General features: G+C 37.3%; 11 protein-coding genes. 8 read left to right on the top strand and 3 right to left on the bottom strand.

What is annotated here, in order from left to right:
* Positions 1 to 48 precede the first annotated feature (48 nt).
* On the bottom strand, positions 49 to 4,380 hold the full coding sequence (locus tag GWJ05_RS03790; RefSeq protein ID WP_161681071.1) for a SpvB/TcaC N-terminal domain-containing protein: 4,332 nt from the start codon (positions 4,378 to 4,380) through the stop codon (positions 49 to 51).
* A 55-nt stretch (positions 4,381 to 4,435) separates the two neighbouring features.
* Positions 4,436 to 11,302: a neuraminidase-like domain-containing protein gene (locus GWJ05_RS03795; protein WP_115370666.1), complete on the bottom strand. Its 6,867-nt coding sequence runs from the start codon at positions 11,300 to 11,302 to the stop codon at positions 4,436 to 4,438.
* Positions 11,303 to 11,727: 425 nt separating this feature from the next.
* Between GWJ05_RS03795 and GWJ05_RS03800 the strand changes: the two genes are divergently transcribed.
* Positions 11,728 to 12,600 (top strand): LysR family transcriptional regulator, encoded by an 873-nt coding sequence (locus GWJ05_RS03800; RefSeq protein WP_161681075.1) that lies wholly within the window; start codon positions 11,728 to 11,730, stop codon positions 12,598 to 12,600.
* 4 nt (positions 12,601 to 12,604) lie between these two features.
* Here GWJ05_RS03800 and GWJ05_RS03805 read toward each other — a convergent pair whose 3' ends face one another.
* Positions 12,605 to 13,060 (bottom strand): regulatory protein RecX, encoded by a 456-nt coding sequence (locus GWJ05_RS03805; RefSeq protein WP_103005126.1) that lies wholly within the window; start codon positions 13,058 to 13,060, stop codon positions 12,605 to 12,607.
* Positions 13,061 to 13,417: 357 nt separating this feature from the next.
* On the opposite strand from GWJ05_RS03805, the gene GWJ05_RS03810 reads away from it, so the two are divergent.
* From GWJ05_RS03810 to GWJ05_RS03840, 7 genes are all read left to right on the top strand, one after another.
* Positions 13,418 to 14,419 carry a hypothetical protein gene (locus GWJ05_RS03810; protein WP_036934414.1) on the top strand — a complete coding sequence of 334 codons (1,002 nt, stop codon included), beginning with the start codon at positions 13,418 to 13,420 and terminating at the stop codon, positions 14,417 to 14,419.
* Entirely contained in the window at positions 14,419 to 15,561 is a 1,143-nt protein-coding gene (locus GWJ05_RS03815) for a BamA/TamA family outer membrane protein (protein WP_036934417.1), read from the top strand. Before GWJ05_RS03810 ends, GWJ05_RS03815 begins: the two co-directional genes overlap by 1 nt.
* Positions 15,561 to 16,715: a DUF4056 domain-containing protein gene (locus tag GWJ05_RS03820; protein ID WP_036934420.1), complete on the top strand. Its 1,155-nt coding sequence runs from the start codon at positions 15,561 to 15,563 to the stop codon at positions 16,713 to 16,715. Before GWJ05_RS03815 ends, GWJ05_RS03820 begins: the two co-directional genes overlap by 1 nt.
* Positions 16,716 to 16,990: 275 nt before the next feature.
* Positions 16,991 to 17,785, top strand: coding sequence for a protein bax (locus GWJ05_RS03825; protein WP_036934422.1), 795 nt, complete (start codon positions 16,991 to 16,993; stop codon positions 17,783 to 17,785).
* Positions 17,786 to 17,948: 163 nt separating this feature from the next.
* Positions 17,949 to 19,367 (top strand): MBOAT family O-acyltransferase, encoded by a 1,419-nt coding sequence (locus GWJ05_RS03830; RefSeq protein WP_087803355.1) that lies wholly within the window; start codon positions 17,949 to 17,951, stop codon positions 19,365 to 19,367.
* Entirely contained in the window at positions 19,354 to 20,556 is a 1,203-nt protein-coding gene (locus tag GWJ05_RS03835) for an SGNH/GDSL hydrolase family protein (protein WP_161681077.1), read from the top strand. The genes GWJ05_RS03830 and GWJ05_RS03835 overlap by 14 nt, the downstream gene beginning before the upstream one ends.
* Entirely contained in the window at positions 20,531 to 21,763 is a 1,233-nt protein-coding gene (locus GWJ05_RS03840) for an SGNH/GDSL hydrolase family protein (RefSeq protein ID WP_036934428.1), read from the top strand. Before GWJ05_RS03835 ends, GWJ05_RS03840 begins: the two co-directional genes overlap by 26 nt.
* The last annotated feature ends 34 nt before the right edge of the window (positions 21,764 to 21,797 follow it).

A 21,797-nucleotide genomic window follows, 5' to 3' on the forward strand; every position in this document is an offset into this window, starting at 1 on the left:
AATAGAGCGGATAAATGGTGTTCCCCATTAATCCGCGTAATAAATAACCTACACTAAGGTGTCATTTTCATCTTCCTGAGCCACAAACCACGGCGTCATCATCGTATGACGGCGATATTGTTTTGCAGTAATCACTTGATATAAACGACCTAATGCATCGTAATAATGGGTATCCGCAAAGCGATTAGGCTGAGATGAACTTTCCGAAACATAACGCCAATCATTCAGGAAATAAGGCTGGTAAACGCGCTTTACATTCCCTTTGTTGTCATATTCGGTTTCACCTAAAATTGCCCAACGTGTTGTGGTACTTTTTTGCTGTGCTTGCTGTACACTGTCCACCACTAATTCCCCTTTTTTACTGCGCAAAAAGGACTCACCCGCTTCAACTCTGATAGAGGTTTGCAATAGGCGTCCAAAACCATCGCTAAACGCGATTTGTTGGCGAATTTGCTGTTGTGAGTCGCTGTCATAACGGTCAGTCATAATTTGCAGAGCGTGTGGAGGCAGTTTTGACGATGAAGACATCCAACTGTCCGTGACATAAACAAAACCCGTAGCAATAGGCAGAGTTGATGTCAGTACCAAAGCCTCATCGACAGTATTTGGCATCGTAAAGGCTTTATGGCTATAACCACTTTCCTGACCTTTTTCAGCCCCTGAAAAACGGGTTGTCGTTACACGACCAAAACCATCAAAGGTCACTTGACGAAGATTTTTGTTTTCATCTGTTATTGAATTAGGTGATAAAAAGCGCCAATCATAAGTAAGATGAAAATCTTGTGTATTTAAAGGAGATCCTTTACCCATTAATACACAGAATTGCTTATCCCACAGTAAGTTATAATCACAAGAAAACTCTGTTTTTTTATACACCAGTGGCTTATAGAACTGGGCTAATGAACCATAGGTTTTAACGCCTAATAACGGTTTTACCCACAATTTTTTGCTTTTTTCTGTTTCATCAGCGAATAAATAGTCTTTTTGCTGATAACCTGCATTTTTCATCACTTCATCCAGTTTTAAATCTGGATAAGGTTGTGAAATGACTTTTGCGGTTTCTTCATCTAATTCCGCGGTTTCACTGTAAGCTAAACGCACAGGGAAATCGGGTTCTGCTAATGTTGCATTACCACTCGCATCCAGATAAGCAAGCTGTTGTTGCCCTACAAAGACTGAAGCTGATTTTTGTGTGAGCAAATTATTGCTCGCTAATAATGCTTCGACATTCAGGCCTTCTTTCGGCTGCTTTTCCGCACCGAATATCCAACTATCTTGGCGACTGGCGTTGATGATCGCGAGCTGATAAACCTGTTTTTCAGAATGAACAAGATGATGGCAAGTCTGGCGCGACAAACCTAAACGCAGAGTGTGTTGTTGCTCATCATAACTGGATGCCCATAACGTCTCGGGTAGGCTTTCGTAGTGCTGATAAGGGTTTTTCGCCCCCTTAGCACGTCTTGGATAGTTAATCGAAACGGCTTTAGATACAAAACCATAACCGTCTTGCTCTAAGATAATGTGTTGATGACAAGCAGGATCAGAAGCAATACGCTCATAATGATAGTCACGGCTTTCGACTACAGAAGGCATCACCACTGGTGAGCGCCCTTGCGCTTCAATTAAACGCACTTGTGGCCGTTGTTCCGTAACGACATAAGGCACATCAGATACAACGGTATTGTCTAATCCATAGACCTCTTTTCTAAGCAATTGACCTTGCAGTCCACGCTCAAGCCAATAGGTGTGCTCTTGATGCACTGTGTTATTACACGCTTTTTCTGAACTTCCATCACCTTGGGTAAAGCGTGGTGAGAAATGAGAAAACGCCGCACTGTCGCCTTGCCAAAACTCATTAAAAAACTGGTTATCAACTAAGGATTTTCCCGTTAAAAACCACTGACGCGTTAATGCACTTGGCGTTTTATCCGTGGTATTTTCTTCACTTTTAAAAGACTCGGCATTGGTGGCTTCTACACAACCAAAACCACGAAACTCATTTTCTTCACCATCCCAGACACCATGACGATAGTTGTAAGTTTGCGCTAAACAACTTTGCGTGATTTCATCAATGGTTTCAATTTTCCACAACGTATGTAGTGCGAAAGGTAAGTGGCTAACCGCTTTAGCTTTATTTTGCTGTTGACGAGTTGATTTTTCATCTAACCAATATTGCGCTGAACTACGGTAATGCAAATTCTGAATAAGCCCCATATTGTTATTAATGGACGTTAATAACCACGGCTTTTTATTTTGTAACGAAAGCACCCAATGTTGCGGTGTTGGATAAGCTTTTGTCAGTAAAATACTAGCGACACCAAGACCTTGGATATCCGCCACTTGCAGTTGGCATTGGTTATCAAAACGCACACCTTTAGGTAATGCGATATCATCACCACGCACAAATTGATTACCACTTTGGTTAAAATACACCTCTAAATGAGTAGATTGAGCATAAATAATATCAGTCGTACCGCTACCATCTAAGTCTGCTAAATAGAATTGATTAGGATTAAATTTCAGACGATCCGCAGAAAAACCAGGGATCGTCATCGGAGTACTAAATCTCCCCTCACCTAAATGCACCCAACAGGTTACGCCTTGGTAATCCACTTTAATCAGGTGTTGTTGACCTGAACCCAATACGTCACTAAATGCCACTAAGGTACGTCGATTAACGTTTTTAATCGGCAACGTCACGCCATCAGCCTGCATGATATCTTTGCTTTTTTTCCAGCCTTGCGCAGAGCCAGCATAAAGACGAATACTGCGAGGACCAATTAAAGCTAAATCAGCAAAACCACTGCCTGTTAATGAGGTGATTTCCGCTCTAGAATGAAAATATTCTACTGGCAGTGCATCAAGTGGCACAAAATTTAGCCAATTTTCTGCGTTGGTTTCATCTTGAGTGTAATAACCATTCACATCACCTTGGGTAACTAACCATTCCAGTTTTCCATTACCCGTCACGTCGGTCAGCATGGCTGAATTCCGCAATGACGGAATAACAGGAAGCTTTTTTGCTTTATCCCATGTTATGGCATTCGGATTTTGTTTATCTTCTTTTCTGACAGGTGCGCGATACCACCAAGCACCACGATCTTGATACAACACGCCAGACAATCCTTCGCCTAATAAATCAACATATTGATAAGGCTGTTGTGGTGTAAAAGAAGCAAGCTCATCCAGTGATTGCCACTGGGCTTGTTTAGTCGCACCCACCATTTGCCAATCAAATTTAACCGGTGGCAATGTCACTAACGACTGCGCACCTTTATTGTTGTTAAACGCAGATTTTTGTGCTGAGACTAAAACAGTACCTGATGCGGACTCATCGTAAGTGAGCGTTAATCGAGCAACTAACTCGGGTGTTTCTGCCAATGGTGTTTGTTTTTCTAAACTTTCAAGACGGTGATACATCAGTACTTGGCGACATAAACGACGAGTACGAACTTCAAAACCGTAATAGAAAAGAGAAAAACAGTCTTTACGCAGTGCCCATGCGGAATTACTTTGCCATTGTGGATAGGTGGCTAATGCGCTATCACGCTCACCGTAATCAAAGACCAAAGTAAACAAGGCATTTTTCGGTAAGGTGTTATCCGTTTTCGTACATGAAAAAGCACGCTCTCCCACAGGGTTACCGTAATACACTTTCTCTAAATAACGCTGTGTATTAGCATTTTTATGGGATTGAATTTCTTGTTTATCACAACCTTGTTCATCTTCAGCGCGATAGTGATATTCAATTTGCTCACCCATCGCTGAAACCGAAGCATTGAGATCCCATTGCGCAATATGTGCACTGTTTTGGCTATCCACAATCTGTGCTGTGGTTTCATAACCAAATAAGTGAACCTCACCATTTGCACTCAACATCACCCAAAATTGTTTTGGTGTATTGGCTGAAACATTAGCCTCATTTAATGACCAATATTCAAAACGACTAAAACTTTTTTCAATACGTGAACGATAAGTTGTCACTTGATATTGATGAGCGAGTTTTACGCCAAGTAACTCATTACGCTGTGCCGTTTCAATTTCGCCTTTCTTATTGATAATTGGCACAATCACTTCACCTTCAGGCCCAACAAATTCATCTTGTTGAGTATAAGTAGGCACGCCTTTTGAAGTACGACGACGAATCGACATCACCCCCACAGACCAGCCAAAGCCAAAAGCGCCATTACCAGCTTGATTTTGATAACTTAGACCTAAAGAAGGGGCATAACCACGACCTTGGCTAATAGGCAACGGCAAGCTAAAAGTGGCTGCACCATCAGGGCCAACAGCACCCATGTTGCCCGTTAATCCTGTGACAGCCCCACCACCTTTTGGTAAGTTTGGCGCATCAAAGGTCAATTTCTCTGAATTTTGCATGTAGAACTCCTGACAGGCTCCCTAAGGAGCCTGTAATTAATTAAGATTTGGGTAATTAGCGAATGGTGTAATTAATGTGGAGAATGATGTCGTTCAGTGTCAGTAACATCTCTTTTTGCTTATCTGTCGCATCAGGGAAGCTTAAAGTCAGTGTACTGCTATCATTCACAGGTAAACCTTCAAATGGCAGATAACGCTCATCATTAAAGTTCAGTTGGAACTGACCACTGTCATTCATGCCATGAGAAATCGCAATCGCACTACAACCTCGTGGTTTCACCGCACTACCGCCATAACTCAACACCGCACGAATATTCTGATACGTGCCTGTTAACGCAGGTAATGTCACACTAATTTGTTTAACGCGACGTAATTGACCTAAATCTGCAGGATAATCTTTGTCGATAGCTAAATCAGAGAGCTTAATCGAAGCCTGTAATTGACCGTTTTTCAGCGTAATACCATTTTCTGCCGTACCTAGCTGGGTTTTCGATTTATTAATCAAATCAGCGACTTGTTCAAAACCAAACTTATTAGTGCCTAAACCTTGGTACACGTCTTCCAACGAAACAATCTTGGTGATTTCCAATACACGTTTATCTTTTTCAAGGTAGCTATTTTCCATTTGAGTCAGGTTATGCATTAAGCTTTCACCCGCCATCAAACCGGAATAATTACCTTGCCATGCCCCTGGGCGAATAAAGGTTTGTGTTTCACCTAAATCATACTGATAAGCCGATTCTGCCATACGGCAACGGGAGGCAGCCAAGTCGTAGAATGGCTTATAAATCGCCATCAATTTACCGCGTAACCAGCTATACAGCGCTTTATTGGTAAATTTATTTTGTAAGAACGCTAAATGTGCCTGCATATGCACTTGCTGTTGCATCAGAAGTCCTAATTGCAAATTAGCCGCTTCTTTACGCACACCCAATGCTTTAATTTGTGCATCAAATTGTTTTAATTCTGATTGTGCTGTATCACGTAATAATTTCCACTCTTCACGACGACGACGGTACACTTCAGATTGACTTAAAATGTCTGACGCCATATTAGATATGGTACCAGCGCTAAGGAATCCAGTACCTACTGCATTAAGTAGCCCACCATAATTTGATCCCCCCACAGCCATACCGAACGTATTTGGTGCTAAAACCGCTATACCCGCGCCCACATAAAATGGTTGACTTATTGTCGTAAATCCCATGCCCATAACGCGAAGTGCTAGTGCTCTTGTTTCTTTTGCACTAATGTTTTCGTTATATAATTTGCTATAATAATCATAGCGGATTTGTGCACCTTTCCGTAAATCCTGTAATGAATTTTCGTTATAAGCAAACTCTTCAATCGTTTTCTGCTGATACTTGATATTTTGGAGAGTAATTTCATTACCCTGCGTTGCTAGTAATTCTGACAACGCTTCCACATCTTGACGCTCAGTGATGCTAGAAAGCGAACTACCAAACTGTATTAACTGGCTGACGACTGATTTTGCGCTATTTAATATCACAGGGAAACGCTGAACCGGTATCATCACTTTCGGCAATACACCATCCTCTTGCGATTGATTAACTGCGGTGATTAGCAGTGCCTTAGGATCTGCTGGTGTTGCATACATTGGTAATGACAGCGATTGCCCATCAATCGATAAGTTGTGACGCAAATTAAATAAACGCGATTTTAACGTGTCTCGATACTGCGCTAACTTCTCATTAATTTGTGGTAAAAAAAGCGAAGTTAAGGTATTTGCTGTGCGTGATAATGTTGTTTCTTTTTTCTCATCATTAACAGAAGGTTTTGCTTGATGTGTTATGGTTGCTGCATCAATTAATGTCGGTGCTGACCACACATCGTCCTCTAATAGTTCTGTCTCATTTCCTAATAATTTCAGCGCTTGTACATACCACATTTTAGCTTCATTTAGTGTGTCACGCTCAAGTTGGCGATAAGCACTGTCACCTCGTGCCACAAGAATATCAAGGTACTTCATAAATGTAGCCAATTTATAGTGCATTGGATCAGCTTGTGCCACAGCATCAGGATCAGTTGAATCCAGTTGATCATGATCCCAAGCTGTATCCGCTAATAATGGCTGTGAATTCCAAACACGATGAGTATGAGTATTGTTATCAATATAACCATTTGGATTAAACACATAACGTAGCCAACGACTAGCTTCGTCGTAATTTTGCCCTTCTAGCATCACATTTGCTAACATCATCGGGGTGTAATAGAACAGTTCCCAAAAGTAGAGAGCATTCGCACCATTAAAATCCATCGGTACATCAGCGCCTTTTTCCAGAGCGGGTTCAGGCAGTCTCTGAGAATTTAGCGTTAAAATAGCATCAATTCCGTTATTCGCACGTTTGACTAATTGACGTGCAAATAATGTATTTAAACGTACTAACAAAGGTTCATTTGCCACTGTCATTGACATATATTGGGCATGCTTTTGATTTGTTTTTAAGCTAATAACACTCTCATTTATATGTTCTAATTCACTGACTTTAAAGTAACATAGGCTTTTAGCAATAATTTTTTGGTTCTTATTAACCGCTGTTACATCCGCAGTTAATATTAACTCACCATTGTCATTAAATGCATTCTGAGGAACATCAAGCTTAAGCTCTTTATTTTTACTATTGAAGCTATTACTACCCTCAACTAAAGAAGTATTGGCGTTAGACCATTGTTCGAGAGAATAGGTGACTTTATTATCCTGACTAGAAGATAATGTTATCTTAATATCATTAACCATTTCGTCATCACTATAGATAATTTTATTTAAATCACTAATAGTTAATGGGTAAAATATTCCTTTCCCATATTCTCCCATAAGCAATTGACTCGTTATTTCTCCCGAAACATAAAAAAGAAATCTTGGTGCTTCTTTATCTAGAAAATGTTGTAACGAGAAATCGCCTAATTCATTAGAAAGCGTAAAGGCAATTTTATTTTTCGATGTATATTTTAATAAACTATTTGACTGTTTAGTGAAAAAAGACAGTTCTACGCTATAATCTTCTCCATTATTAACATCTAAACCGTTAATTACCGCACCTTTTATATTATCGTAAATAAAGAAGTAAATTATATTTTTTCTAACATCAAAACCTAAATAATAACTAAAATCAGTTTTTCCATTAAAAGACAAGGTTGTCAACTTACCAACACTACCTGAAGTATAAACAATATCCTCTAATAGAGAACCACTCTTTAATAAACCGTTAAAGATATCTTTAATAGGTGCAGGAGCAAAATTTCCATAATTAATATTACAGTTAACAAAAGCAGAAAGGTAACAAGATAATGTTTTATTTTTCGACTCTACACTGACACCATTAATTAAACTTCCTGAAAGAGAGACATGTTGAGATTCCATTGTTTTTATATCATCAATAGGATCGTGAGATATTGAGTAAGCTAATTTACCTCTCAATGCAAATTTATTATTAATATTTTTAGTGAGTTTTTCACTACTCAAATCAAATTCAGACTTCACATTAATATAAATGTTTTTTGCATGTTCCCCATTTAAATCTGATATATTAGAAAACACCATTTCATTATCAATAGAATAAACTTGATACTCTTTATTTTCATCTTTATAGATATCACTTGTGACATAAGTTAAAAAATATAATTTATCTAATTCTTCGTTATAGCTTAAATGAAAATTTCCTTTTTCATTATCTATAATATTATTAGGCAGTTGAAAATCAATAGGTGAGCTCCAAGTACCATCATAACGGATATGTGATAAAATTAAATTATATCGTGTCTGCTTAGAAATTGGTGTAGATGTACTTTCTTCTTTATTCTCAGACTTTTTATTTTCAGTTTCTTTTTGTTCAATCCAAGCAACATATAATCGATTATTAAAAATAACAGGACGAATTAAATTATTGTAAGGGTTAGCACCATTCTCAATTTTAGTCCACTCTGTCCAAGCATTTGCTGCCATGACTCCTTTTTTTATTTTACTATGATCTACACTACGCCAATAATAACTTACTTTTTCTGATGCATTACAACCAATAAAATAAGTGTGCCCATCTTCTAATCTCACACTATCATGATAACCACTAATCACATCTAAATTAGCAATTTGTTCAAAAGAAGTTAAATAGGTTTTAAATGCATCATCAACCGTATCACTATTAATACTATTTTGACTGATTGACTGTAACAACGTATCCATCATTTTAGTTTGACCAATACGTACTGTAGGATCAATATAGTTTTCAGGATAATAAGCTAATAAAGAGACACCACTCCAAGTGCTATAACGCTTATTATATTTATCCCAATCTATAAAAAACTGACGAGACTTAATAAGTGAATTAGTATTTTTCATATCCAAAGATAAAAATTCATTAATATATAGCTGTATACTTGCAATAGCTTGTTCTATCTTTGTGGTTTTTATTTCAGATGAAACTTTATTATCAATCAGTAAATAATGATAAATATCATCACTAGTTACTAAATTTAATTCATTAAACTTATGAATATAAAATGCACTAAGTGCAACACTCTCTTTTTCATCCATTTTATTTTTTAGTAAAATAACTTGTTGAGCATTTAGCCCGCTTTGTAAAATTTTACTAATTCTATCCCAATTCAAGTAGTCTTTTTCTTTATTCCCACTTGTAGAAAATTTTAACTGAGTTAATAGATTAAAGTTATTTGGTGTGATGTTAAATATTTTAACCATATCAATATAGCTAGAGATTTCTTTGATATTATCAAATTTAATTTCATCATCCAGTTTTAATAAAGAAATAATTTGCTCAATTACCTCATCAGAGACTCCATATGCCTTTGATAAAATTGAAACAGTTCCATAACCGATAAAAAGGTTAATTAGCTCGTCTTTATTATTTATTTTATCTAAATAAAAACTATGGAATTCAGATATATCTTTTATTGATTTGATATTAGGAAGAATAGATTCATAATTAAGCAAACGTCTTTCTCCCAATATATTTATTTCGTTTTCATTTAATCCTAACTTAGTAAATATAGAAATTATTTGACACAACATTTTTATATAAGTAACAAGTTTATTTTTATCTTCTAATGTTTTATCATCCTTCCTTACCAAGTCTCTAAAATCATCAATAGATAAGTTTAATATCATATTACTATCGAGATATTTCCATACAGCATTGGCAACACTTAATGAAGGAAGGGATAAATGATAACCTAGTATAGGTAAATAGCACGGTATAATTGCCCGTTCAGTGAATTCATCTATATAAAAATCATTAAATTTCATTAACTCGTTAAAGAGTCTTTCCATTTCTTTAGTATAAGATAAATCATATTTTTTAGCTGTCATTGAATATAGTTCTGGAATACTAAACTTATACTCTTTGATAAACTTACAATAATTATCTATTGTATAAATTAAATTACCTGCATCATCTGATAAAGATTGTTCATTAATGGGTTTACTGAAAGGTTCAGGTAACATATCAAGTAATAAAGAAAGAGAATAAATATCTAGACTATGTACTGTTGCTAATAAATATACTCGATATAACAGTGATATATTCTTTATAGAACAAGTAAATCCCGTTTTTTTACCAGAAGCTAATTTCCACATAGCAACAATGCCAATATCATCGATATGAAATGCACGTTTTAAGGTATTAATACGTATAATATCATCTGGAGATGATGAATTAAAATCAAGTGCTTTATTATCTGCAATAAATTTACTTTTACCTAATGGAGGAGAATTAAATAAAATATCAAATAGCGATAAAGAGTTATTAAATTTTTGATGATTAATATTAGCACCATTAAGTACTATAGATTGCTCAATATTAATATTGTATTTCTCCATAATATATTGTACATGAAGAATAGAACGAATAACCTCAGAGTCAATATTGTTATCATTGTTTTTTGTTTTAATTAAAATATATAGATTATCAATAGAGATCCCTGTTGCTTTATGTAAGCGAATAATCTTATTTAATACCAGCATACTTTTTGCAGATAGTTCATTATTTACTTTAAGCATATTAAATAATGGTAATATTTCTTCTTCTGAAATAGAGTAATATTCTGATAAGAACTTTAAATTATTCTTTAAACTGATGTCTTTATTTCCGAAATTTTTCTCTATTAGTTCATCAATTTTATCGTCAGAGATTAATTCTGTTAAAATAGCATATAATTCAGGAGAAATAGATGAATTAATCGTTGAGATCCATTCTGTATCTAAAATATTAAGATAATCTTTAGCCTTTATTAATTTATCAACCAAGCCATCGCGTAATAATAATGTTTGTCGAATAGTTTCATAAGGCTGATGATAAGGATTTTCACCCATTACGCGAGTTGTTGCTAGTTCTTGAAATAAATCTTTATCATTGCCTAATTTATTTTGCAGTGCGGTAGTAAGAATTTTATTTGATAAAGAAAGAGTAGAAACTTCTTTATCCAGATTGTCTTGAGAAAGTATTAATTGAGCTAAATCAGGACGACGTGTATCAAGACGATACATTGGGCTACCAGGATGTATTTCTTTTGCTTCACGATAAAGTTCAGTTAAATAACCCGCAGGTGAAAACATCGATGCCACAGATTTAGAATCGACATAGTGGTTGTCTCGATTTGGGATCCAATTTTCTAACGTACTACTTTGAGTAGCATGAGGTTGAATACCTAAAACCACGGCATTTTGTACTTGTGGATTATTACGTGTTAAATAATGAGCTTCATTTAATTTATTAATTTTTGCAGCTTCTTGAGCTTCTTTATATAATGTTTTTGCTTCATGCCAACTAAGTTTCTCTTCACTCAGCGAGTGGATTTCATGAAGTGATAAGGGAGCTAGATCATTTAACGTGATATTTTCCACTGTATCAGAATTCATTTTCTTTAAAAGTGTATTAATGTTTTTCATTAAATATTTTCCTAATATAAGTTAATTTAAAATTAAGAGAATAAAATCGTCGTTTCATCTCGAAAATTAAAATACCAAGAAAATAAGAATTGAAAATTGAATTTTTTATAACCTGATATTGAGTTTTTTTATTCTTTATAGATTGATTGCGGTTTTTAATAAAAAAAAGATTGAGAAAAAAAGAGACAATTAATAACTAAAATACGGAAATAAAAAACAATTAATCATTTGATTTTATTTTTATCAAAAATACGCTTATTTATTATCAATATTAGTCGGTATTGTTATTTTTTTAATTTATTCTTTATCCTTTTTTCATTTTTAGTCGCACCAAAATGATTATTGATAAATATCAATATAACGATTCCATTTGGGAGGATTATTTATTCGTAAGATATATATAAATAAATATGGAGAACGCCTGCATGTTTTTCTCACGAAAAATAAATCAGTTCTTTGCCGTCGCAACTTGTCAAAGCCTAGTCAAAGCAGCAAAACAAATCAATGTTACCCCATCCGCACTACGCCACGGGATTAACGAACTTGAAAGCCAAATAGGTAAGTCACTGATTAAACGCTCCAAAAGCGGAATGGATCTTACCCCTGCGGGGAAAACACTTTATGATCGTTTATATCCCTATTATGAAAAAATTAGAAAAATTGAAAATCAGATAATGAATCCCAATGAGGATAAAACCTCGCTCTCCATTAAATTAGATGGTCTTTATTATCCTGACTTAAAAACAAAACTGTTGGAGATCCGACAAAAAAACAATCAATATAGCCTGTCTTTAGAAGATGGTTATATTAATGATATTAAAGAAGAACTTTTTGATAAAGAGTTTGATCTTGTTATTTCCTCTCTTGAATTTGACTATCCTCATAAAAACATTAATACGATTAATTTATGCACACAAAAAGTCGGCTTATTGGTGAGTAAAAAACTCTTTGAACAATATCCCAACACCAAAACATTTTTTGCCAAAGAAACCTTAATACAAAGAAGCAGTACTTTGCAAAACCCCATATTTTCAACGATTTTAGATAAGCTAAAAAATCAAGGTTATCAATATCATACTTTAGGCTTAACAGAGATGGCGGATGTCTTGCACTGCGTTGATGAAGGGGCGGGTTACTGCTTTATGCCTGAAAATATTCATTATATTTCAACGATCACAAATGATGAGGTTCAATTTATTCGCTCACCATTTCCTTTTGATATTTTCTTACATCAAAAGGTCTATTTTAAAAAAAATAATGATAAAAAATTAGCTGATATTGCAATGACACTACGTTAATCAATTAAAACAGCGCATTGATATAATCAGAGGTAAATCCACGATATTGTAGATAGCGAACTTGCTTGGCTCTCTCTTTAAAGTCTTTGGGTTTAGCTGTACCGAATTTTTTCTCTTTGACCTCTTGGCAGAGTGCGTACCAATCTGTGTCTGTTTCTTCTAATACACGTTCAATAATTTCGCTAGGAAATCCCTTTAGGCGTAATTCTTGGCGAATACGTAATGGCCCATAGGATTTATTTAAATAACCACGAAAAAAACTATAAATAGTGCGATTATCATCAAGGTATTGGCTTTCAAGTAAGCGTTCGATCACTTGAGGTAAACACTCTGGCGCCGTTGGTGAATCTTTCTCTGTTTCGCGAATTCTGCGCTCAATACGGCGTTGCAATTCGTTTGTACTGTAATCACGACGAGACAGCATAAAAATAGCGTACTGATAAAGCTCTTGATAAGTCATAACGTTCCTTTATTAAAAGAGTCCATATAAGGCAACTATTATCATAACGGTTTATCACCGAAATAGCTTATTTCGATGTTAATTTCATCAGTAATATCGAGAGAAATAAAACAGTAATAATTAAAAGAAGAGTTATCATTTCTTTTTTATAATTTTAATCGACTAGTTTTATTAAGATTTTCTTAGGGAAAATAAGGGTATTTACTTAATAATCTCTTAATAATACTACAGTAATGCGAAATATAAGTATCTCTTACTGTATATCGCACTTATAGCTGGTGACCATCAATTAGAAAAAGTTTAAAATTTTCCACTACTCTTTTACTACTTACTTTTTTAATTTTCTGTGGGTTATGTATGAACTTTTCCAATTTAAATAAGGTGGTTTTAACCGCCTCTCTTCTTGCGACTGGCTTTTCTTACGCAGATAGCGATCGCCCACTGCTCTCTTTAAGTGTGAGCCAATCTGGTGGCACCGCATTAAATAATGAAGGTTCGTTAGATACACGTACCCCAGCAAGCCAATCTCGTGTTTTACCCATTTGGGGCGATGAAGCTCGTGCCCGCGGTTATGATATTCCAGAGCCTTTTGGTGCCAGCTATAGCTATATGAATCTACGCCAAGATATTATTGTGGATAAGATTGGGTTTGATGCCAGTAAATGGCCAGAAATGAGTGATGTTGTTAAAGTTGATGTAGGACATACTCGTGAAAAAAGTGAAACTCATATGCTCAAGCTGGATAGCTGGGTTTTCCCTTTTATGAATGTATATGGCTTATACGGTTATACAAAAGGAACATCAAAAACAGTCTTAAATGACGTATCTATGGATTTTGGCTTTCCTATGTCCTTAGCTAAAGATGAGATATTTGAACTTGATTTTAAGGGTAAAACCTATGGTGCTGGTTTTACTTTAGCCGGTGGTTATAACCAATTTTTTGGTACTTTTGACTTAAACTACACTAAAACAAACTTAGATATTTTAGATGGTGATATTAAAGCGTTAGTGATTTCACCTCGTGTGGGTTATGAGTTTGTTTTCTCACCACTGATTTCCGGCCAAGGTAATACCAAATTACAGGTGTGGACAGGTGCAATGTACCAAGATATTACTCAACGTTTTAGAGGAGATGTAAGTAAATTACATCTACCAGGTAAACTAAATGACATGATGAATAATCCTGATTTTCTAGAAGGAATTGGGAACGTCAAATTTGACGTTGAACAACATCTTGCTCATAAATGGAATCAAACTGTAGGCGCACGTTTAGAAGTGACACGCAATTTTAATGTGATTACTGAGCTTGGTTTTAATAATCGTAATAGCTTCTTTGTTTCAGGTGAGTTCCGTTTTTAATGGTTAAATACCCTTTTATTTTTGGGCTGGCATTTGCCAGCCTATTTATTTCGCATACAGCACAAGCTCAACTCTTTCCCGATAGACAACAAATAGACCAATGGCTAGTTGGATTAGGGGGAGAAAATAACTTCGACCGTAGTAAAACTATCGACTGGGGCGTATTGCCGGGCCCATTTTATACGCCAGAGCTAGAATTGGGTGTAGGCATCGCCCTTGTTGGTCTTTATCAAGCCGATAGTCGCCCTGATAGTAAAATCTCGTCTCTCTCATTAAGTGGCTTTGGTTCATCAACCGGTGCTTTTGGCATGACCTTTAGCAACTACACCTATTTAGCAAATGATACTTGGCGCTTTTATCTTACAGGAACATTAAATAATGTCCCTACCAATTATTGGGGTGAGGGTTATCACGAAGGGCGTGTAAAAGATCATTTCGGTGAATTTCGCTCTCAAGAATTGCGTCTAACGCCCACGTTACTGCGCCAAATTACCAAAAACACCTATATAGGATTAGGATGGGATTACTCCAACCTACAAGCTGCTACCCCAGATAATCCCTTTAAAGACTATATGAATGCACGTGATTTACCTTTGCGTTCAACCAGCTCGGGATTAACGGTTCGCTTTACTTACGATAGTCGCGATTTCTTACCGAATGCTTATCAAGGTCAGGCTTTTGATATCAGTTATACCCATTATTCACCGGATACTGGCAGTAATAACCGCTTTAATGCGACACAGATGCAATATAACTACTACTATTCTTTAAGTGATACTGCGGTATTAGCATTTGATAATTATGCACGCTTCACATCGGGTGATATACCTTGGAGTCAATTGTCTAAATTGAGTAATGGGCACCAAATGCGAGGCTACTATGAAGGGCGTTATCAAGATAATCACGTATTTTCAACCCAAGTTGAGTACCGTCAAAAACTCGATTGGCGCCATGGCATTGCACTTTGGGTGGGAGGGGGTACGTTGAGCGACCAAGCCCGTGATTTAGGCAAAGGCCATTGGTTGCCCAGTGTTGGTGTGGGTTATCGCTTTGAATTTAAACCACGTATGAATGTGCGCTTCGATTTTGGGATAGGTAAAGAAAGTACAGGATTCTATTTTCAAGTAGGTGAAGCATTTTGATGTTTAAGCGGTTTCTTTTTATCAACACCATTGTCTTCTTCTTATTTATTGCAGGTTGCACTCAAGTCACACCTGTTAAATCGTTGCATGCCAATCTCGAGAGTGTTACCCACGAAGAAGCAACACAGCTTTGGCAAATACCCGCACCGCTAACAGCACCTAATGGCTTAAGACCTTGTTGTGCTTTTGGGTATAACTTAAAAGTCAAAGTATTTGAAATTCCCGTGCCTTTTTACCGTATTGATAATGTGATTGAAGCCTCGACATTAGGTCATCATCGTTATAACGATAGTTTTTGGCTAGGTACAGCAGCCGTATTAGGGATAGGAAGTGAAAAATCAGGTTTAATTTACTCCCATAAAGGGGGATTTCTTGATATCGCCCATATTCGTGATACGGCGGATTACACTTATTATCTCTTTAGCCATATCTATCCCAAATTAGGGCAAGAGTGGACGCTAACATTAAGTGATGAGTTAGCACAACGTAAAATCCACTTTAACGCATTTACGCCTCCTAAAAACGAATTAGAACGCTACACCTTAAGTGCTTATCTTGCGGCACGGTTAGGTTATCGCCTCGCGGTATGGCATGAAATTGCACAGTGGTATGGATTTCGTTCTGTGCCAGGATTCTCCGAAGGGATCTCAGCCTTTTCGCCCGAAGATCTCTATTCTAACTTAATTGGCGCCCGACTTTCCCTTACGTTGATCTTAAATGGCCATGCCACCAGCCTTGAACACTATAATCAATCAATGCAGGGCATCATTCCTTCTGCGCTCTACCAATTAGAAGCTCAACCTCGTCAATTAACACAACAATGGTTTGATGTGATTGATGGGCAATGGTGGGATAGTCAGCAACGAATTCCTGACAAGTTTTTAGTTTTAATGCGTGATTATCATATTTCCGATAGGCGTTATCCGGTGTTACCTTTTGAGGAAACAGCATCCCCACACTACCTCACATTACCTAGTGCTTATTCTGGTTATATTTTAGAACAATTAGCAGAATTTCAGCTTTGGCCGACAACGCAAATGGCAAATTTACCTTATCCCAAAACCTACTGGCGTGAAGCGGATTTTACTGATTTGATAGAAAAAGCACGTGAAATTGATAATAAAACTCGACCAAAAACAACAAAAACTGACTAAATAACAAACAAAAATGACACATTTCCCACTATTAATTGTGCTAAATTTAGGTTAACTCACATCTTTTTTTATAAGAAAAATTTAAGGTTTGAGTAAAAAAGCACTTTTTGTTAAAGGGGAAAAGCGATTATAAAACTAGGCGTTCCAGTAAATCTTATACATTTAGTTAACAAATCACTCGTAGTTATCCTAATGTGAGGCGATAATTTGTAGCTATGAAAAAAGTAATTTGCTAGTATTCGTTCGATTTTTATCCAGTTAAACGAGGAGAAGCAATGCCCTCTCAATTGATGAGGACAAGTGCCGTCTTCGCTTTCTTGATTTCACTACTATTTACTGGTGTAAGTTTTGCTTCAACCAGTACCAGCAGTTCCCATATACTGCAGGCGTATTCTTTCAAAAGCACGTCAACACCGTTGCCAGATTTGAAAAGATATCCTTCGGGAACACAGCGTAAGAAAGCGTTTTTAAATGTCATAGTTCCTATTATTGACAATGTTAATAATAAGATAATGAGAGATCGTGAGTGGTTAACTGCTCAACGTAAAGCCCAGCACTGGGGCAGCGCAGATTTAAAAAAACTGCGTGAAATCTGTCAATACTATGGCGTCACATGTACCAGCCCTAAAAAAGTGAATTGGGATTCGTTACTGACTCGCGTTGATATTATTCCGACACACTTTGTCGCAACGCAAGCCGCAACAGAATCAGGCTGGGGAACATCAAAATTGGCACAACAAAATAACAATCTATTCGGTATGCGATGTGGGAGTCAGTCTTGCAATAATGTGCCAGGGAAAACCAAAGGCTATGCTGCCTACCCTGATATTGAAGGCTCAGTGATTGCTTATATGCGTAATCTTAATACGCACCGCGCCTATAACTCATTGCGCTCCTCAAGAGCACAGCAAAGAATGACGCAGCAACAACTTGATTCTCGCCAGTTAATCACTGACTTGAAAGGTTACTCAGAATTGGGTTCAAGTTATAACAAATATCTGACCGAAATGTTCGACTCAAATAAAAAACTGATCACTCAAGTTCAGTTGCAGTCGAAACAAGATAGTTAAGCCTTAACAGGCTTTCATCAGGCAAAAAGCCACTTTTCTTTCCAGAGAAAAGTGGCTTTTATTTATCATAAGATAATCTTTTGATTGAAAGCCGGCTTAGAATTCATAATATATGGGGTAACACGTTTGGTATGACTTTTAAATCACACCCTTAGAGCCATTTATGAATTTTTTTTCATTCGAGTTTCTCGGAGCCTTTGTTAGCTTTTTTATTCTATACTGGCTCTTCCAAAAGCACATTAAGATCCAAAATATTCTACTGATTACAGTTAGTTATGCTTTTCTCTTTTATGCAGACTATCGTCCTGCGATTATCTTATTAAGTTATACGCTCTTTATTTATTTGCTAACAAACCTATTAACTAAGTACACCTCTTCTAAAGTCATATATTGGCTATTAGGATTATTGGTGGGTGTCTACTTCACCGCCTTTAAGTATTACTCTTTTTTCCAAGAGTCGCTGACACAAGCATTCCAACAATGGGGACTCAGCATTGAGCTACCGCTAATTGAGTTACTTGCACCATTAGGGCTCTCATTTTATATATTCCATTCCGTTAGTTATGTGGTTTCTGTTTGTCGAAAAGAGATCCCCAAAGCCCCGTTTTTAGATGTCGTACTTTATCTGTGCTTTTTCCCGAGTATCGTAGCAGGTCCGATTAATCGTGCTAAAGAATTTCTCCCACAAATTCAAGCACCAACCCGAAAAATCATTGATTATAAAGGGGCGATCATGCTGATTGTATTGGCTATCGCAAAACTCTTTTGGTTGAGTGGTTGGTTCTCAACAAACTATGTTGATCCCGTATTTAATGCGCCTGATTTAGCACAAAGCGGACAAGTGCTGACGGCAGTTTATGCCTATGCATGGCATATCTATTTCAATTTCTCGGGTTACACCAATCTTGTCACGGGTATCGCCTTATTATTGGGCTTCGTTGTTCCTCGTAACTTTAATGCACCTTATTTAGCAATAAATTTGGCTGATTTTTGGCGTCGCTGGCATATCAGTCTATCTACCTTTATTCGTGATTACGTCTATATTCCTTTAGGGGGAAATCGTAAGGGGGTGATTAGGCAGAACTTTAATGCCTTTGCCGCCATGGTGATTTCTGGGTTGTGGCATGGCGCTGCAATGACCTTTATTATTTGGGGTGCTATTCATGGGATTGGTGTGGTGCTATTAAATATTAAACACCGCCTCTTTCCTGTGAAGAAAGAGGCACCACCAAGTGCGTTATCGTCATTCAACATGCTGTTGTCATGGATAATCACGTTTCATTTTGTTTGTTTTGCGTGGATATTTTTCCGCAGTCAAACGGTGGGAGATGCCTTACTCTTAATACAGCAACTCTTCAGTGCTGGCGCTTGGGCATCATTACAAGCTGAAGGCTTAACACTCTTTATGTTCTGGGGGCTTTTCTTACTTTACCCTTGCTTTGTGACTTTAAGAGATATTGTGGCTCGTCTTGAGAAAAGAGTACCGTGGTATGTTTACCCACTGCCACTTGCGTTGATCCTCACGATTATTTTTATGTTGTCTCCAGATGGGGTGCCAGGATTTATTTATGCCAGCTTTTGATTTCTGCTCAAACTTAAAAAAGACAGCAAAAGTTGCCTTAATGGTACTGTGTAGTACCCTCTTTCTGATTTGGCTAAACCAAACATCACTAGAGCGTTTTTGGCAACAACAATATCATCGCCCTGCACCTTGGTCTGGGCTCTCCCACTATTATGCTTGGCAAGTAGGAGGGCAATTGCGTGATGGCGTATTTATTGCTGTAGAAAGTTATCGGGATTATCTACAAGTTAATCACCCTGATAATCAGGCAAAACCCATAGTGCAAACCTCCGCGCCAGAACAACTTCCTGAGGGCTTTGCGGTTGGTTTACATTTCTTTAATGGTTACACTCGACCAGCAACTCAATTGACGCAACGCTTCCCGCAATTATTAGAGCGTAAACAAGCCATGGGAGGATTACCTTATCCTTCTGTTACAGACATCTCTGATGCAGCATTAGAAGCCTTAAAACCTATCGTCCCCAAAACAGAAATTACCTTATCACCAGAGGATAAAGTCTTATTTGCAGGTGACTCAATGATGCAAGGCGTCGCACCGTTGCTGAAACGGCAACTGCAAACAAATTACAACATCAGTAGTATAGATTTAAGTAAGCAAAGTACTGGACTTGTATACCCACGCTTTTTCAATTGGCCACAAACCATTGCGACACGTTTAGCCAGTGATAATTCCATCAAGTTACTAGTTGTCTTTTTAGGCCCTAATGATCCTTGGGATATGCCACCGGATGGTGGAGGGCGTTACTTAAAATTTGCCAGTGAGGCATGGGAATCGACTTATCGTACGCGCATTGCAAGCATTATAGAGAACGCCAGGCAGAATAATGTCACGGTTATTTGGGTTGGGCCACCGAATATGCGAAAACCGAAGTTATCTGAAGGTATGGCATACCTTGATAAACTTTACCGTGAAGAAGCTGAGAAAATGGGCGAAATTTACCTTTCCGTCAATGATATGTTTAAATATGAAAAAGATATTTATTCTGATTATATGGGCGATGGTAGTAGTCGTGTTAAGTTAAGAGCGGGTGATGGCATTCATTTTAGCTTAAAAGGTCAGCAAATTATTGCTCAACACGTATTCTCACGTATTCATCTTCAAGAAGAAATTAAAGAAGATGATGCCGTCGATGATGTAAAAGATAAAAACACGGTTATTGCAAATGAAACAATTAGCGCACATCCTTGAGCGTAAAACCTTAGTCGGTAGCTCAATTATACTGACCTTGGTGTCACTTTTAGTGGCGTGTAACCAAGACACTGAAAAAGCAGTGAAGTTACCTACCCCCACAGTATTACCTGCTGATGGCTCAAGACAACTTTACAACTATCACGATCCTCAATTTGCGGGCTTCGTTAAAAAATTACAGCAAGGTCGTCAGACTGTGCATATTGTTCAACTAGGCGATTCTCATACTGCAGCTGATTTTTTCAGTGGTAAGTTACGTGAACGTTTTCAGGCCGACTATGGTAATGGAGGCATTGGTTTTATTCCTCCAACTAACATTGCAGGTCAACGTATTGCTAACGTACAGTATCAGAGTGATAAAAAAGCATGGACACTGCTTTCAAGCAGAAAAGATAACGATCCAGATTTTCCATTAGGAGGGTTTATTAGTGAACCGCAAGCTAAATGGGCTAAATTACAGTTATCTGAAAACCCAGTAACTCAACAACGTTATCAATTACAAGCACTCTATAAAGCACCAACTACAGCACAAGTGAATGTGCAGTCATCAACAAGCAAAATACTGTCATTATCACAAACACAAGGTAAATGGCAGTTTTCAAACCCAACAACGATGACTTTTCCAGTCAGTATTACGGTTAGCAAAAGCCAACCCGTTAAATTTGGCGGTTGGTTAATCACCAATCAACAACCAGGTGTCATGCTTTCCTCATTAGGCATTAATGGTGCCACAATCAATATGATGGATAAGTGGGGGACACAATGGACAGAAACGTTAGGCCAATTAAACCCTGATATGGTCATTTTGGCTTATGGCACAAATGAAGCTTTTAATAACACCTTCGATTTGAGCGCTTATCGCCAACAGCTTACGGATAAGATTCGCCAAATTCGCCAGCAAGCGCCTAATAGCACAATTTTACTAATAGGGCCTTCTGATTCCATCAAAAATAAAGAGGCCCCTGATTGCCGTTCACAACAACCGCAATGGCTCAGTGATATTGTCAGAATTCAAAAAGAAGTGGCACAACAAGAGCGAACCCTTTTTTGGGACTGGCGTGATTACATGGGGGGCGAATGCTCGATAAAAGCATGGTCACTGTATGAGTTAGCAAGACCTGATGGTGTACATCTTTCTCGCGAAGGGTACGAGAGCAGTGCCAATACACTTTATAGCCAGCTCACCACATTGATGAATAAAAGTTAACATCAAGAGTCTTGATAAGCTAAAAGGAGCTTAC

This window comes from Proteus sp. G2626, assembly GCF_009915985.1.
Taxonomy (GTDB): Bacteria; Pseudomonadota; Gammaproteobacteria; order Enterobacterales; family Enterobacteriaceae; genus Proteus; species Proteus vulgaris.